The organism is Lysinibacillus sp. ACHW1.5 (genome assembly GCF_022014815.1).
GTDB classification, from domain to species: Bacteria; Bacillota; Bacilli; order Bacillales_A; family Planococcaceae; genus Lysinibacillus; species Lysinibacillus capsici.
In genome coordinates, this window is sequence record NZ_CP091777.1 from 3,621,941 (window position 1) to 3,638,131 (window position 16,191).

At 38.4% G+C, this 16,191-nt stretch carries 14 protein-coding genes; 3 read left to right on the forward strand and 11 right to left on the reverse strand.

Features of this window, described 5'->3' with window-relative positions; translation table 11 throughout:
- Positions 1–28 precede the first annotated feature (28 nt).
- The gene (locus tag L6W14_RS18220) at positions 29–2,413 is read right to left on the reverse strand and encodes a 3-hydroxyacyl-CoA dehydrogenase/enoyl-CoA hydratase family protein (RefSeq protein ID WP_054549465.1); all 2,385 of its coding nucleotides are present in this window, start codon (positions 2,411–2,413) and stop codon (positions 29–31) included.
- A gap of 353 nt (positions 2,414–2,766) precedes the next feature.
- On the opposite strand from L6W14_RS18220, the gene L6W14_RS18225 reads away from it, so the two are divergent.
- Together L6W14_RS18225 and L6W14_RS18230 are read left to right on the forward strand one after the other, a co-directional pair.
- On the forward strand, positions 2,767–3,111 hold the full coding sequence (locus L6W14_RS18225; protein ID WP_081010969.1) for a thioredoxin family protein: 345 nt from the start codon (positions 2,767–2,769) through the stop codon (positions 3,109–3,111).
- A gap of 56 nt (positions 3,112–3,167) precedes the next feature.
- Entirely contained in the window at positions 3,168–3,671 is a 504-nt protein-coding gene (locus tag L6W14_RS18230; RefSeq protein ID WP_237898584.1) for a C39 family peptidase, read from the forward strand.
- Between the two features lie 90 nt (positions 3,672–3,761).
- On the opposite strand, the gene L6W14_RS18235 is transcribed toward L6W14_RS18230, so the two are convergent.
- The 9 genes from L6W14_RS18235 to L6W14_RS18275 all read right to left on the reverse strand — a co-directional run bounded on the left by L6W14_RS18235 (position 3,762) and on the right by L6W14_RS18275 (position 13,566).
- Complete coding sequence (locus L6W14_RS18235) at positions 3,762–4,649, reverse strand: 5'-3' exonuclease (RefSeq protein WP_193767380.1); 888 nt, start codon at positions 4,647–4,649, stop codon at positions 3,762–3,764.
- A 115-nt stretch (positions 4,650–4,764) separates the two neighbouring features.
- A complete protein-coding gene (locus L6W14_RS18240; RefSeq protein ID WP_237898585.1) occupies positions 4,765–5,751 on the reverse strand; it encodes an agmatinase family protein in 987 nt (328 codons plus the stop codon).
- 378 nt (positions 5,752–6,129) lie between these two features.
- Positions 6,130–7,122 carry a polysaccharide deacetylase family protein gene (locus L6W14_RS18245; protein WP_131521204.1) on the reverse strand — a complete coding sequence of 331 codons (993 nt, stop codon included), beginning with the start codon at positions 7,120–7,122 and terminating at the stop codon, positions 6,130–6,132.
- A gap of 4 nt (positions 7,123–7,126) precedes the next feature.
- The gene (locus tag L6W14_RS18250; RefSeq protein WP_227744941.1) at positions 7,127–7,873 is read right to left on the reverse strand and encodes a hypothetical protein; all 747 of its coding nucleotides are present in this window, start codon (positions 7,871–7,873) and stop codon (positions 7,127–7,129) included.
- On the reverse strand, positions 7,854–9,527 hold the full coding sequence (locus tag L6W14_RS18255) for a GNAT family N-acetyltransferase (RefSeq protein ID WP_237898586.1): 1,674 nt from the start codon (positions 9,525–9,527) through the stop codon (positions 7,854–7,856). Before L6W14_RS18255 ends, L6W14_RS18250 begins: the two co-directional genes overlap by 20 nt.
- A gap of 1 nt (position 9,528) precedes the next feature.
- On the reverse strand, positions 9,529–10,659 hold the full coding sequence (locus L6W14_RS18260) for a glycosyltransferase family 4 protein (RefSeq protein WP_237898587.1): 1,131 nt from the start codon (positions 10,657–10,659) through the stop codon (positions 9,529–9,531).
- Between the two features lie 10 nt (positions 10,660–10,669).
- A complete protein-coding gene (locus L6W14_RS18265) occupies positions 10,670–11,305 on the reverse strand; it encodes a sugar transferase (protein ID WP_131521202.1) in 636 nt (211 codons plus the stop codon).
- Positions 11,306–11,446: 141 nt separating this feature from the next.
- Positions 11,447–11,896: an SACOL1771 family peroxiredoxin gene (locus L6W14_RS18270; RefSeq protein ID WP_237898589.1), complete on the reverse strand. Its 450-nt coding sequence runs from the start codon at positions 11,894–11,896 to the stop codon at positions 11,447–11,449.
- A gap of 68 nt (positions 11,897–11,964) precedes the next feature.
- The gene (locus L6W14_RS18275) at positions 11,965–13,566 is read right to left on the reverse strand and encodes a Na/Pi cotransporter family protein (RefSeq protein ID WP_227744948.1); all 1,602 of its coding nucleotides are present in this window, start codon (positions 13,564–13,566) and stop codon (positions 11,965–11,967) included.
- Between the two features lie 225 nt (positions 13,567–13,791).
- Between L6W14_RS18275 and L6W14_RS18280 the strand changes: the two genes are divergently transcribed.
- Positions 13,792–14,409, forward strand: a complete 618-nt coding sequence (locus tag L6W14_RS18280) for a 3-ketosteroid-delta-1-dehydrogenase (RefSeq protein ID WP_131521199.1) — start codon at positions 13,792–13,794, stop codon at positions 14,407–14,409.
- 38 nt (positions 14,410–14,447) lie between these two features.
- On the opposite strand, the gene L6W14_RS18285 is transcribed toward L6W14_RS18280, so the two are convergent.
- Positions 14,448–16,061 carry a GNAT family N-acetyltransferase gene (locus tag L6W14_RS18285; RefSeq protein WP_237898590.1) on the reverse strand — a complete coding sequence of 538 codons (1,614 nt, stop codon included), beginning with the start codon at positions 16,059–16,061 and terminating at the stop codon, positions 14,448–14,450.
- Between the last annotated feature and the right edge of the window lie 130 nt (positions 16,062–16,191).

A 16,191-nucleotide genomic window follows, 5' to 3' on the forward strand; every position in this document is an offset into this window, starting at 1 on the left:
CATGTGCAAGATTGATCTATTTCGTCAATTAGTTACGAAGTGGTTTACCTTTTAACAGCATGTGTTGCATTCTCTGCTGTGATAGCGGATCAGCAACAAGGCTAAGGAATGCCTCACGCTCTAAGTTCAATAAATATTGCTCATCGACTAATGTGCCGTACGGAACCTTTCCACCTGCAATAACATAAGCTAATTTTTTAGCAATTTTTAAATCATGTTCGCTAATAAAGCCTGACTCAAACATTCCTTGCGCACCGATGAGTAATGTACCATAGCCTGATGCACCGACCACTGGCACTTTTGTTGGTACAGGTGGTTGATAGCCCGCTTCATAAAGTGCTAATGCCGCCTGCTTCGCATCATACAATTGATGATCTGGATTAACTGAAATACCATCCGCAAAGTTTAGGAAATTATTTTCACGTGCTTCCTCACCAGATGTTGAAACCTTCGCCATCGCAATTGTTTCAAATACTTTATTAGCAATATGTTGATAGTCTACCTCTACGCCATTTGGTAAGCCCTTTAGGAATTTCTGATAGAGCGCTTTATTTCCGCCACCACCTGGGATTAATCCAACCCCTACTTCCACTAAGCCCATATATGTTTCCATTGTTGCTTGAATATGTGCAGCTGGTAAGCAAACCTCTGCTCCCCCGCCTAATGTCATGGCAAACGGTGCTGCTACAACAGGCTTACGTGAATATTTAATTTTCTGCATAGCATCTTGGAATGCTTTAATGACGAAATCTAGCTCAAATATATTATCATCCTGTGCTTCTACCAAAATCATTCCTAGATTTGCCCCAACACAGAAGTTTTTCCCCTGATTACCGATGACTAAGCCCTTATAGTTAGCCTCTACTTCATCTACCGCAAAGTTAATCATTTGAATAATATCCAAGCCGATTGCATTGGATTGCGAATGGAACTCCAGTAATGCAATTCCATCCCCTAAATCTATTAAACTAGCACCTGTGTTTGATTTAATCACACCATGCTTTTTCTTATAACGTTTTAAATTAATCTCTTTTTCATTGACTGGCACTTTCACATATTGTGAACCATTATAGTAAGCTAAATCTCCGTCTAATTCTGTATAGAATGTCTCCACGCCATTTGCTAACATCTCTTTGACAAAAGCAGGTACCTCTCGGCCCTCAGCCTCCATTTTCGCCACAGAATCTTTTACGCCTATAGCATCCCAAATCTCAAATGGCCCTTGTTGCCAGCCGAATCCCCATTTCATCGCGTTATCAATGGCTACGATATCATCTGCAATCTCCCCATGTAGCTGTGCAGAATAAAGGAGCGTTGGTGCAAAAATCCCCCATAATAGCTCGCCTGTACGATCCTTTGCATAGGTTAACGCCTTCACTTTATTGGCCAATCCACGAGTTTGTTTTGCCATTTCGATAGAAGGTGTTTTTAATTTTTTGGCTGGACTATACGTTAAGGTTGCTGGATCAATCTCATGTATCTCTTTTCCTTGTTTTAAGAAGAAACCTTGACCCGATTTTGCTCCTAGCCAACCGTTTGTGACCATTTTTTGTAAAAATTCAGGTACTGCAAATACTTGCTGCTCCTCACCTGTTGTTTGATCGTAAACATTTTTCGCTACATGAATGAATGTATCTAAACCAACTACATCTAGCGTACGGAAAGTTGCAGACTTTGGACGGCCGATAAGCGGACCTGTTACAGAGTCTACCTCACCAACAGAGTAACCACCTTTTAACATTTCCTGTAAAGTGATAAGTAAACCATATGTTCCGATGCGGTTGGCAATAAAGTTTGGTGTATCTTTTGCAAGTACAACTCCTTTACCAAGCACATCTTCCCCAAACGTTTTCATGAAGCTAACTACTTCAGGTGCAGTTGTATTGGCAGGAATCACTTCTAATAACTTTAAATAGCGAGGTGGGTTGAAAAAATGTGTGCCAAGAAAATGCTTTTGAAAATCATCTGAACGTCCCTCTGCCATCGCATTAATGCTAATACCAGATGTATTTGAACTAATGATTGTTCCTGGTGAACGAACCGCATCAATTTTTTCATAAAGACTTTGTTTAATTGGTAAATTTTCTACAACAACCTCAATAATCCAATCTACATCTTTTAGTTTCCCTAAATCATCCTCAAAGTTGCCAACTGATAGTAGTGATAAATTTTTCTTAGAAGTAAGTGGTGCTGGCTTTTGCTTTAATAACTTTTGCAAAGCTCCGTTTACAATACGATTTCTAACAGCTGGATGCTCTAAAGAAAGGCCTTTTGCTTCTTCCTCTTGCGTCAGTTCCTTCGGTGCTATATCCAATAGTAATGTTGGTATACCGATATTTGCTAAATGTGCTGCAATTCCAGAGCCCATCACCCCAGAACCTAGAACAGCTGCTTTTTTAATGTTGTAAGTCACAAGCAATTCCCCCTTATTCTCCCATTGAATGAATAGCCATTCATTTTTTGGCCAAAAAAATATCAAGTGTTCCTTAGTGAATTTTTTGTCCTTTTGTTGAATGAGATTCCCTCCACTCAACCAAGCACGACTAAGGTTTATCTTCGCTCCAAAATGACACTTCTCAATGAATGAAGATAAAACTACTTTTCTGTTTTTAGTGTAGATTATTTTGTCTAATTTAGCAATCTTTTTTCAAGAATTATTTTTGCAGTATACATCTTTTTTTGTTTTTAACGAGCTAAAAGAGGACAAGAGGTAGCGATTGAAACGGCCAAACAGAAAACTTTCAGATTGCGAGAAAAATGTGTAGAATGGAAAGCAAGGAGAGTGAATACTTAATGAAAACTATTACTACTGCAGAACAATTTAACGAATTAATCGCTGGCGACCAAAAAGTTTTAGTGAAATTTTATGCTGGCTGGTGCCCTGATTGCACACGTATGAATATGTTTATCGATCCAATCATTGAAGAGTACAACCAATATGATTGGTATGAGCTAAACCGAGACGAGCTTCCAGAAATCGCTGATAAGTACGATGTTATGGGAATTCCAAGTCTATTGATTTTCCAAAATGGTGAAAAACTTGCACACTTACATAGTGCAAATGCAAAAACACCTCAACAAGTAACAGAATTTTTATCTGCTCAACAATAATGGCGAGAGAGCTGCATTTCTTCTTGAAATGCAGCTCTTTTTGAAAGGAGTTTATTATGCGTCAACAATTGGCACTACGAGGGGCTTCACAATATGAGATTTCCATTGCACCAAGCTATCGCAATTCTGCCTGTGGACCTACTACGATTCATGTCATCTTAAAATTTTTAAATGAGTCAACTCCTTCCATTAATGAGCTATATAAACTGCTTGGTGGTACAAAAATTGGCTTATTCAAATGGAGACTGATTCACAATCTTCGTCAATTGCTTCCAACGTGGGATATTCGAACTTGTTCATTAAAGGAAGCTCTACAGGAAATTGACGCAGGTCGACCAGTTGCTATGCGTTTTGATCGTTATTTTAGCCTTCAGTGGCGAGATAAAAAATCTACCTTTGCTTATCATTGGGTACCGCTTATTGGGTATGAGATAAAAAATGATGAGCTATGGCTAATATTTCATGATAATGGTGGCCCACAACGTGATAGTCAAATTCGTCAGGCTCTCTATAAAGACAACGAAAAGGTATTATCCTTCGTGAAAATGGTTCCTTACTAGAGCAAAGATCAATTAGCCTTCTATTTGATCTTTATTCTTTTCCTTACAATAAAAAAAGCAGAGCATATGACTATACTCTGCGATGATTGATTAAATAAGCGAATATAAAGAACGGGCATGCTTGGCAATTAGCGTGTAGCCATGCTCTTCTATTGCTTTAAAAATATGTGGTTCATACGTTGGTACCACAAGACTCGTAAAATCAGCATCAATTGGTACATTGGTTTGAATTGTTGCAAGCTCATGTGATAGCTGCAACATTTCTAAATTATCTTGGATTTTTGTTCTTTGGCCTGGCTTCAATTCACCAATCGATGCCAGTATTTTGTCTATTGAGCCATATGTTTGAATAAGCGCTAACGCTTGTTTAGGGCCAATCCCTTTCACACCTGGATAGCCATCACTTGAATCACCCATAAAGGCTTTCACCTGTGCAAACTGTGAAGGTTCAATACAATATTCTTCTTTAAAGCGAGCATGTGTATAAATATCGTATTCTGTATAGCCCTTTTTCATAAACGCAATTTCTGTAGATGGCCTTAAAAGTTGAAGTAAATCCTTATCACCACTAATGACCGTAATGTCTGCCTCGTCCTGCCATTTCGTTATCATGGAGCCAATTAAATCATCTGCCTCCATGCCCTTCACCCCGAAATTTTGCCAGCCCATTTGCTGCGATAAATTTTTCGCCATATCAAATTGTGGTAGCATTTCCTCTGGAGGTGCTGGGCGATTCGCTTTATAACCATCAAATAAATCATTGCGGAATGTATGTGCACCCATATCCCAGCAAACAGCCATATGTGTTGGCTTCATAATAGTTTGTGCTGTTAGAACATGTCGCACAAATCCTTGGGCTCCATTCGTTGGTGTTCCATCTGCCAAGCGAATAAAATGCCCCATGGCAGCCGAAGCGAAAAAAGAACGGAATAACAGTGCCATACCGTCGACAATCAATAATCTTGGTTTTGTTGTCATCATAAATTTCCTCTCTATTACAATACAAAGTTTGTATTTATTTATTGTTTTCTACTTAAACATTATAGCAAACTTTTAACAATCAGCATTGTTAATACTCGGAAATACACTTGCTTTACAACATAACCTTTCCTTTTTTCGAGATACGATTGCGATGATCTAGCTGAATGCCTGTTAACCATTGTAAAAATGCGGTTACACCGATTTTAACAGTTTCTGGACGTAGTATACCTTCTTTAGGATCAGCATAAACAAAATCAATATGACGCACACCCTCATTTTCACCAATAAGCTTGAGGATATCAAATAACTCATAAGCCGTTAAACCACCAGGTGATGCTGCAGGAACATCACAGGCAAATACAATATCAAGTGCATCTAAATCCACTGACACATAAATGCGATCTACTTCATACATAAGCTGACGCAGCATTTCACGTATTGTGAGTTGAATACCATCACGTCGCATTTGCTTTAACGTAATCATATGGATGCCTTGTTCTTTAGCATAATGAATCATTTCGGGTGAATTGAAGAAGCCATGCAAACCGACATTATAGACATGTCTCCCCTCCACAACCCCTGCTGCAATTAACTGATGAATTGGAGAATCTTGCGCTAAACCAATTTCCTCTTGGTTCCTTGCATCTAAATGCGTATCAATCTGAATGATGCCAATGCGATCCTGTGGGAAAGCATTTTTTATACCTTTTATGGAGTGCGCGGTAATAGTATGATCTCCCCCAATCAAACAAGTAAAACTTTTTTGAAAGGCTATACTTAAATTTTCCGCAGCAGCCTCGATGGCAGATTCAGAAAGCATTCGATCATTTTCTAGAATCGCCACATCCCCGATATCCGCAACTGAAAGGGCACGTAAATTCACCTGCTCATCTAAATTATACGATTGAAAACCTGGCCAAGCTTTACGAAAGGCTGTTGGGTATTGCGCTTTTGACGACGCACCATTGGCATATGATAAAAGAGCGCCATATACGACAATATCCACCTCATTCGGATTCGGATTTGTTTGCTGCTTTATCCACTGATGCATCGCTGATCCATTTTCCTGCTTCCATTGGCATTCTGATTGTATAAACATATTCATCTACCACCTTCTTCTCTTTTCCATTCAAGTTCAATTGACCTAAATCAATTGGTGCTCCCCTATAAATGTCCTAACATATTTTCTTTATAATAATAGTACCATTCGTACAATGATTTTCGTCAAAGATTTTCTTTTTTCCTTTTATATTGAAAATATTCTTTTGATCAAACAAAAAAAGCAAACTTGAAATCAGTTTGCTCAGAAATTGCATGTATTTAGGTTAGGGTTATGTCATTTCTCTGCTTTGTGAGTTGGTTTCAACCTGCTTTTATCTAATACTCTTCAAATAGCGACCGTTATTTTGACAACACTTAGGTCAACTCTTCGTCCAGAAATCCCTCTTATATCAAGCAGAGTCTCCTTCCATTTCGACTACTTTTGCTGTTTCGAATGGCTTTCGCAAAGTTCTGCTACCTCATACATGGAATAGCTTTGAAAATTATATTGACTACGCAGTTCTTGATGATAACTTAATAGTTCTTCTAGCATCGCCAAATTCTTATCAATATGCTTGCCAAAATTATGAGGATGCCACCATAAATGATAAAAGGCTTGTGCCTGTGCAGCCTTGAGCATACCTTCCTTTATTCGCTTTACTTTTAAATTTTCGAATATACGCAATGGACTACAGTATGGCCTTAAAAAAGCACTTGATCGAATATTAATCAGTTGCTCCTCTTGCATTTCTTCCAGAGTGGCGAAATGATGACCAGTTATATTCCAATAGCTATCTAACCACTTCTTAGCACCTAAAAGTCTTCCCTTTTTCGTAAACTTTTGTGCATCATATAGCACATGATTTTCGGTGCCTCTGTAGCAAACATACCCCGCTTCTAGGCATGCTTTTAAATAGTCTTTGTTTACTTGATTACGAGGAAAGACTATGGATTTCATGGGCGCAGTATAACCGTCACTAATTGTTTTGGTTGCATGTAAATCTGCACAAAAGGCAGCTTCTGTTTGGCCCTTCTCCAAGCAATAAAAATGAGAAAAGGTATGACTTCCTATTTCCTGATGTGGTGTACGTTTAATTTCCTCTATTAAAGATTTACCAAAATGCAGTAGATCCTCTTGTTCATTTTCGCCAACTTTTGCTAGCTGTGTATGTGCTGCAAAGCGCATATTTTCATATTTCACAGGGATACCTCGCAAATAATGAGCCATTTCTGCCTTTGATTCAGCAAACAATAATCCAACTGTAGCCCAAGTTGCATGGATGTCATATTGCTCAAATAACGCTAATATCCTGGGCAAGGCTTTACGGACACCATATAGGTTTTTATTGTATTGGCCATAACGAAATACGTCATGGACACCCCAATTCAGCTCAAAATCTAATGAAATAACGAGACCCCCACCATTCATGTTGCTACTTCCTCCATTTTTGCACACCTAATAGTAGTGCACGTATTTTTGATTGGATAATGTAGCCTGAGTAAACATGAACAACCTGGCCACCAAAGCTTAATTTAAAGGCTCGTACATTTCGATTGTCCGTTAATTCTCCCATATCATATAAGTCAAAACCTTGCTCCTTTAGGTGTAGCAGGTTATGCCAAATTAAAAACCGATTTGCATAACGGAAAGGTCGTTTTAATTGTGCAGGTAATGCGGTTGCATGACACGTTGCCTCGAAATAAGACATCGCTTTTTTCTCATGCACAATATCTAATCGATAACATAATGTCTGTCCACAAAAACTCTGGATCTCCGATAATAATAAGGCGCCCTGTTCATTAAGGAGCAGAATGGTTTCCATTTGCGACTTGCCGATTGCTTCAATTTTTTTTCTTTTGGCAAACTGATTGTAAAATTGCTGAAAGGCTTTCAAATTTTCTATGGATGGCTCTTTATACAAAATGACTTGATAGGATTCTTTTTGGGCACGTCGTAAGATTTTACGATTACCTTCAGACAGTGCTAAATACAATGAAAGCTCATGCTCTTGCAAATAAATGTGGATCGTTTCGCTTTTTACAAGCTTCCGACTTGGTACTAATGAATGCGTATAGCCTACAACTTTCATAGACTTTCGAAAATTGGCTGGCTTTTCGAGAAAATAAAAATGCTGCATTGCGATATTCCATCGCTTACTTTTAATGGACAGAATGTACATCGCCCCCACTCTCTGTATTTTTTTCTACACGGTGTCGCTCAAAACGAGCAATTTTATAATGTTTCATTCGAGAAATAGGTTTATAGCCTAGCTGTACTAAGCGCTTGCGCTTGCGCCATTGCCAAAAACTTACCGTTACCCACAATGTTTGTGCTGGTTTTATTTTCCGTAAAAAAGCTGTAATAATATCGATTTGTTTGAAAACATCATAGGCTAAAAAATAGGTTTGTTTCGGTAAGGCTTCTACAATTTGCATTGAATCCACCCGCCAGTTTGTAGCATGTAATGCAAACGCAAGCTTATTCGTTTCCGCAAAGGAGTCTTTATAAATCGTATAGCCCTTATAAAGGAGGGCCATGACTTCTTCCTGATCAAGCTGCATCGCTTCCTGAATCGACATTTCTTCAAATAAGTTTCCAACAGGTTGCTGTGGTGATATGTCCTCTGATGGGGATAATTCATACAGCTCCACTTGTTTCAAACGAATAAATTTTTCTACGAATTGTTGTCCATATTCTAGCCAATCTTTTACCTTTCCATACTTTACTAAGTATCGTAAATGGCCCAGTGTGTTACGCTTCCAATCTACGACTCGTTGGTTCCCTTTCATAAATTCTTTGAGCCTTTGCTTTAACGATAAAAAACCTGCCAGTAGATTTGTACGTTTCGTACCGCTGCTAGCAAGCATCTGTCTTGTAAAATCAATGTCTGAGCGCCAATCAAATTTATAAGATTCATAGCCTATGCTCATATCATATAAGCGATAGTTAGCAGTAAACGTTCGCTGGATGGCTTCCTGAGTGACTATCCGACCAGCACCAAATAAATTAAAAGTTGGCTCATGCGCAAGAGCATATGTTACATAGCGGCCACGACAGCATAATCCATAGGTAAAAGCAATCCACTGGTTTTCAAAGACAAGTGCATCGACCTCTACCTGTAACGCCTCATCTTTAAGCATCGTTAAACGCTCAAAAAAATCTCTTTTCTTGCCTTTTGTAAAGCCACTTGTATCTAGTTTTTTTGCCCATCGCCGATCAAATAATCGAAACATTTGCCAAAGCTCGTCCTGTGAAGGCTCACGTCTTTCTAAGGAGCCTAAATTTCTTAGTTTTCGTTCTCGTCGATCAACGCCATGCATTTTTCGACGTTGATTGAAATGGCGCTGAAAATCTATTTCTGAAAAAGCAAGATAGGGTGTCACAACTCGGAATAGGCTTGTTCGTAATTGTCGTTCTACAAAGTATTGCTCTAAGATTTTAGTAGACACCTTACTTTCTAATAACCCATGCAAGGAAAAAAGAATATGCCGATGCTTTTTAATTAGCTCATCAAACACAAAGGTTGTAACTTGCTGTAACCATTCCTTTTTAGCCACAACCCCTGTATAATTGGCGATGTTTTCACCCGCAAAAGTATACACTCTTATCCCCCAACAAATAGACACTGTAAAAGGAAAAAAAGCCCTAATTGTCCCTTCATGCTCAATAGCATAAAGCTCTACCCGCTCTTTCCGACCTACAATTTGCCACCAATTATAAAACCACGCAAATTCTATAAATGGATTATCATTGTTCTCTTCTTCTAAAATGGCATCCCAAATTTCCTTGTACCACATAAGCTCATCATCAGTTCTAATGCGAATTAATTGCAATTTAATCCCCTTTCTTCACTAATTCTGAAACAGCCTGTTGATAAACCATTAATGTTTTTTGATACATGGGAATGAAGGTGAAGTACTGTAAATAACGCTGCTCACTTGCCGTCCCCATTTCCCCTCTTAAAGGAGCATCCATTAATAATTGATGCAGCCTCCTCTTCAATAATTCATTATTCTCTCGCTCCACTAAAAACCCATTGTTATGATCATTAATAAGTTCCTTCACACCACCTACATTTGTTGCGATAATAGGAAGTCCTACACGCATCGCTTCAATAATCGAAATCGGCAAGCCTTCCCAATCTGATAACAGAACAAATAGGTGGCATTTCTCAAGATAAGAATGAACGTCTAATTGATTACCTAAAAATGTTACACGATTTGATAAACCATTTTGTTCAACGAAATGTTCTAGAGCTGGACGCAGAGAACCATCCCCAATCAATTGAAGGTGCCAAGGGATATCCGTCAGTTCCGCTAAAGTCTTTAACAAGACATCTTGTCTTTTAGGCACTTCAAAACGAGCAACCATGACAATGACTGGCTGCTCCATGCATATCTTTTCAGTTGCCTTCTTTCTCTCTATAGGGGCAATGCCGTTGTGAATAGTCAACAATTTATGAGCAGGAGCGACCTTTTTCAGTAGTGCTAGTTCCCGATCATATTCAGACACCGTAATAATTTTTGTCGTAAATGGCTGAATGGATCTTTCCATCCGTTGATAGAACCGCTTTTTCTTGTAAGGAACGCCTTCTGTAAAGCTCCAGCTATGTGCCGTAAAAATAGTTGGAATCTGTAACAACCTACCAACTACGCGTCCAATCACACCAGCCTTAGAGGAGTGGGTGGCTATAACGTCTGGTTGTAGATGTTTGAAAACGGCTCTTAATTGCCAAAATGCTTGAAAATCTTTTGCCAGATGAATAGCCCGTTGAAGAGCAGATATACTGATAACAGGAATTTTATGCTGTTGTAAGTGCCACAGTGATGGTTGATAGGAGCCCGTCACTATTGTGACATCATGCCCATCCTGTTTTAAGTGGATAGCAAGTGCCTCCACATGTTTTTGCGCACCTCCAATTTTATCCATTCGTGTAATAAGCTGAACGATCTTCAGTATGGCCACTCCTTATTTTTTAATAAGCACCTGTGCGTGCAACTACAACATAAATTGTCTTCAACAAAATTTGGACATCCAACCAAAAGGAATAATGATCAACGTATTCAATGTCATATGATATTTTTTGTCCATGTGAAATATTCGACCTACCATTAATTTGAGCGAGGCCTGTTAATCCTGGCTTTACCTCCAAACGCCGAGCCTGTAAGGAATTATATGCATTCGTGATCGTTGGTACCTCAGGACGTGGACCTACAATGCTCATATCACCTTTTAACACATTTAAAAGTTGTGGAATTTCATCAATACTGAGTTTTCGAAGAATAGCGCCCACTTTTGTGATGCGTGTATCTTGCTCTGTTTTAAAATAATAATCATCAGGGATACCATCAGCACAAATAGTCGGCATATTGACTGGGACTGCCTGAATACACATTGTTCGTAGCTTCCAAATCACAAAGCGGTGATGATCGAGGCCAGTTCGGATTTGTTTAAAAAAAATGGGGCGCCCTGTCGTTATGAGTAAAATGAGGAATATAGCTAGCATTAGAGGGATCGTTATAAAAAGCAAAAATAACGCCCCAATAATATCGAATATTCTTTTGCCGTACTGACCATAGAATGTGAGATTCTGAGCTGTATGAACGTGCAATACATCATCCTTTGCATTTTTTTAGCACTTAACTCTATATATTCATTTTGAACATTTCTAGAACTATTTTAGAAAAAGTGCTTATTTTATGAAAAAAAGAGTTATATCAGCGTTACTTGCTGAATAACTCTTGCTGTCTTATTATATGCTCGCTTCAAAAATATGAACATCACATTCAATCACAACATTACCTTTTAATGCTTTACTGATCATACATGTTTGTTCTGCCTTGTGTGCCAAGCGTAAAAGTTTTTTTTCAAGATGTTCTGTTAGCTCTTGCACAATAATAGTCGGTCTATGCACAATTTTTTCATACGTAAAAATGCCATTTTCTACACTAACAAATCCGTGTGCCTGCATGGATAATTCCAGCACATCTATTTCTGATCTTTCGAATAAAGCAGCTAGTGTAATTAAATAGCAGGTTGCAGCTGCCCCTAAAAGCATTTCATCTGGATTTGTACCAATGCTAGGTCCATTCATTTCCCGAGGAATAGAAATTTGTGTTTGCAAATTACTAGCTTGGATATTTCCTGTACCGTTTCTTCCTCCTGACCAAGTTAAGTCCATTGTAAATTTATGCTGAACCATTCTAGATCCTCCTTTATTTGTGAAGCGAAGAAAAATGCCCGCTTACAAACGTAAGACGAGCATTCCATTTATTCAACTGTTACTGTATTTTTTTCTGTGTCAATATGACGACCTTTCTTAGTCACGGTTTGGTACTCTGCAAGACGGGCGGTCGTTCGCCAATAGTGATAGACAAGTCGATCAATCCACAGCAAAGTCTCCACTTTCGATACGGCTGTCTCTAACTCTACCACATTTTCAACAGTATGCTCAAAATATGCGTTTCGTTTATCACGACGCACCGCAGCCATTTCAGAGGAAGTAACCTCAAGCAAGGTTGCAATCTCAGGTAGACGTTCATCCTCATCAATGATTAGTAATACTTTTTCCAATACCTCTAACCACTTTTGGGTTAATGTCTCCTGTAATTGAAAAGCATTTGGATGTTGCTCACGTAATGCCTTTGACAAACGATATAAGTGATCTAAAGCATGTAAAAGGGCAATATGCTTATACCGTTCTTTTTGAGAGGAAGATTGGATAGCATCCATAAATAAACGTGTTTTTTCGATTGCCTCATCTATTTGAGTCAATCTACTGTCTGTTTCAGCTGTGCGTTTTTTTCCGTGAATAAGAGAAACGAGTACAGTCGTCATTTCCTTAGTAATATCTTGCAATGTATTAAAGGATACCTCTACAGCAACCCCAGGTAGTTTGGCAACACTACTATCTAAATTACGAGTTAAATAATTTCCTTTTTCAGGTATCATTTTTTCAATGGCCTTTGCAAAAGGACGAACAAATGGCACAAAGAGTATCGCACCAATCACACTAAATAATGTATGAAAAACAGCAATGCCCAGTGTTTCATCAAAGCTACCGTTGATGGATTTTGTGACGAATTCTGTAAGAGCAAACATAAACCTTGCACCGAATGTCACTAGTATAGCCGTTACTACATTGAACATAACATGTGTGACAGCTGTTCGTTTTGCAGCTGTTGATGCACCAATCGCAGCAAATAACGCTGTAGCTGTCGTCCCGATATTTTGACCAATGACTAAATAAGCAGCCTGTTCAAAATCAATAGCACCTGCATATAAAGCTGTTAAAGTGGCCGCTATTGCAGCACTAGAAGCCTGCATAATAACCGTCATGATAAGACCCAAAACAATTAAAATTAGCTTGCCACTAATAGAATTTGCACTAAATGCATCGAATGGAATTTTATCTTGTACCGCAGCCATTCCTCCCTGAAGAACATCAATACCTAAAAATAATAAGCCAAAACCAGTCACTAGCCCTCCAATTGCTTTGTAATCACGTGGTGCGAGCAATTGGACAAAAACACCAAGCGCAATAAAAGGCAAGGACATTGTCTGCATATTGATCTTAAAGCCGATCAATGAAATAATCCAACCAGTACTCGTACTCCCGATATTGGCCCCAATAATAACGCCAATCGATTGGACAAATGTGAGAAGTCCAGCACTGACAAAACCTATCGTAATCAAGGTCGTGGCCGTGGAGGATTGTACAAGCATTGTCATAAATGTACCAGATAATACCGAGCTAATAGTCCCCCCAGTAAAACGATTGAGCCATTTTTTTAAGGCATCTCCTGCCAATTCCTTTAAACCGTTTGTTAGCATCGTCATTCCAAGTAAAAATAAACCTATGCCCCCAAGCACATTGATCAACCTATCAACACTCCCTACTAAAATTGTATCTCTATTATGAAAGACTCCTTTTTAAAGGAGCTTTATTCCCCAAACATTCTTAATAGTACCATTATTAAATTTGAGAAAATAGGGATATTTCCCTGCATTGTACAAAATCAACCATTATTTTACGAAAAACAATGTGATAATTTTTATGGTAGAATAGAATAAATAATTCTTTAGGAGATTTTCAAAATGATTTTAACAAAGCAAGAAGCAATACAGGCACTTAAAAAGAACAAATTCATCGGTTTTACTATTACAACGGGTAATATTATTATGAAAAAGATTAATAAAACCGAGTATAATATTTTTGTTTTCGAAGAAGGAAGAGAAAAACCATTACGCTATGTAGGCTCTATCATGAACGTGATGGCGACAATGAGCGATAAAGCTTCTAAGAAAGATTTTGTGATTGTTGAACAACTACCAGCAGGAAACAGTGCTAAAGAAACTCAATCTTCTGAACAAGAAGCAACAACAGAGGAAAAAGTAGCACTAAATGAAGAAAAGCCTTTAGTTGAAGGACAAGAAGAAAGTCGTGCAATCGCTGGCTATGAAGGCTTATATGAAATGACGACAAGTGGTCGAATTATTACAGTAAGAGAAAACCGCCCATTGGCTCGCTGTAATGATGAATATGGCTTCCATATTGCGCGATTAACAAAGGACGGCAAAGCATCCAGCCATAATGTCTTTGAACTTTGGAAACAGACATTCCCAGAGCTGGAGCACACTCTTTTCAAAGGTGCCCTAAAAGCCAAGTATGGTACAGGCTGTAAGCTAATTGATAAACCTGGTATTCATTTTTAATGAAACACCCTCAGCAAATATGCTGAGGGTGTTGTTATTTAGATATCGTATATTTTTTGCCACTTGAAAATCTTTATTATATTAATTTTAGCTACTTTATGGAAACCTGCCTGCATGAGCTTTCTTCGTCTGGATCTCTTATACCAAGGGACTATTGTACAGACTGCTCTCCCTTCCCGCTGCACATCTGCAACGATCTCCTCTAGTCGCAAGCTATCATATTCTTTTATAAACGACATATTGTCTGACAGCTTGTAGGAATAGTTAACCGTTTCTTCGGTAACCGTTTGATCGTGTCGTCTATAGATGACATGATCGCTATCTGCAAAGAGTCGATAGCCCTTATAGAAATCTGTAACATTTGTCGCTCGATCCTTCGTTGTCATGATGTCTTTCATTGATAATTCTTGAAATCTCACATTTCTGTTATTCTGTTGTTGCTCTGCAATATAAACGTCTAAAATATGAATAGCTAGCATTCGTTGGAACATTTTTGTAACAGCTCGTAGCCAATCTTTTATGCTTGCATGCTTCAGAAAATAACGCAGTTCTCCTAATCGGTCTCGCTTCAATTTTACTAGCTGATGATTATTTGTTAATAGCCCTTTTAGGCGATCACGTATGACCATCCATAAACGAATACTACGCTCTTTAACTCCTTTTGTACTCATCACAAATTTCCTAGTAAAGTCAATATGTGTATACCATTCAAATTTATATGGCTCATAGCCACTTCCTAAGTCATAATAACGATAGCCAGCTTGATGTGCTTTTAGCATATTTTCTTTTTCAATGAGGCGACCTGGACCAAATAGATTAAAGTCTGGCTCATGGCCCATTGCCTGACAAAAATTGCGCTCTCTACAGCATAGATCAATTGTAAAAGCAATCCACTGTCCTTCAAATTGTAAGCTATCAACTTCTACGCGAAGCTCCTTACTGTTGCATTTAGCTAGCCGCTCATAAAATAGACGAGTTTGCTTTTCGGTAAAGCCACTTTTATCAATTTTCTTTTGCCATCTTCTCTTGAATAACGTAAACATGTCTTGTAGATGATTGTGATTTACTTCCCGAAAGACGACATGACCAAGTGACTTTAATTTGTTTTCACGCCGTTTAAGGCTTTTGAATTTCTTGTGATGCCTCTTTAGAAATGTTTCCATAGGAATGGTTTGGAAATCAATATAAGATGTGACAGTTCGAAAAATCGAATGAGGCATTTGATATTCGATCGCAAACTTTTCTAATTCTTGAGAGGTATTTTTACTTTCTAATAATCCATGTAACACGATTAAATAACGCTTATATTTTCGTGAAAACTCCTTCAAAAGAAACGTAATAGAAGGTTCTAACCACTCCTTGTCAGCGATCACTTCCATATAGGTCGCAAAACCTTGTCCTAAAAAGCTAAAATAATGGATTGTACCAAATCGTACAGTATGCACTAACGGAAAAAAGGCAACTGCTACACCTTGATGTTCCACTATGTAAATCTTGACATTGTCATGAATCCCGAGCGTTGTCCACCAAGTTGAAATCCATTCGTACTCAATAAAAGGGTTATTATTATACTCTTTTTCAAGAATCTCTGACCAAGTGCTCCGATAGGGCTCTAACTCTTCGATAGTCGTTATGAGTTTATAAGCTAGCAATGAACTCAATCGCTCCTTTTCACGTGATCATCGCCATACATTTAGTAGCCACTATATTCCTAGCAATAAAGTATTAGAACATTACACCAACGTAAAAACCCCTCCTTATTAGAAAGGAAGGGCTTCGTTT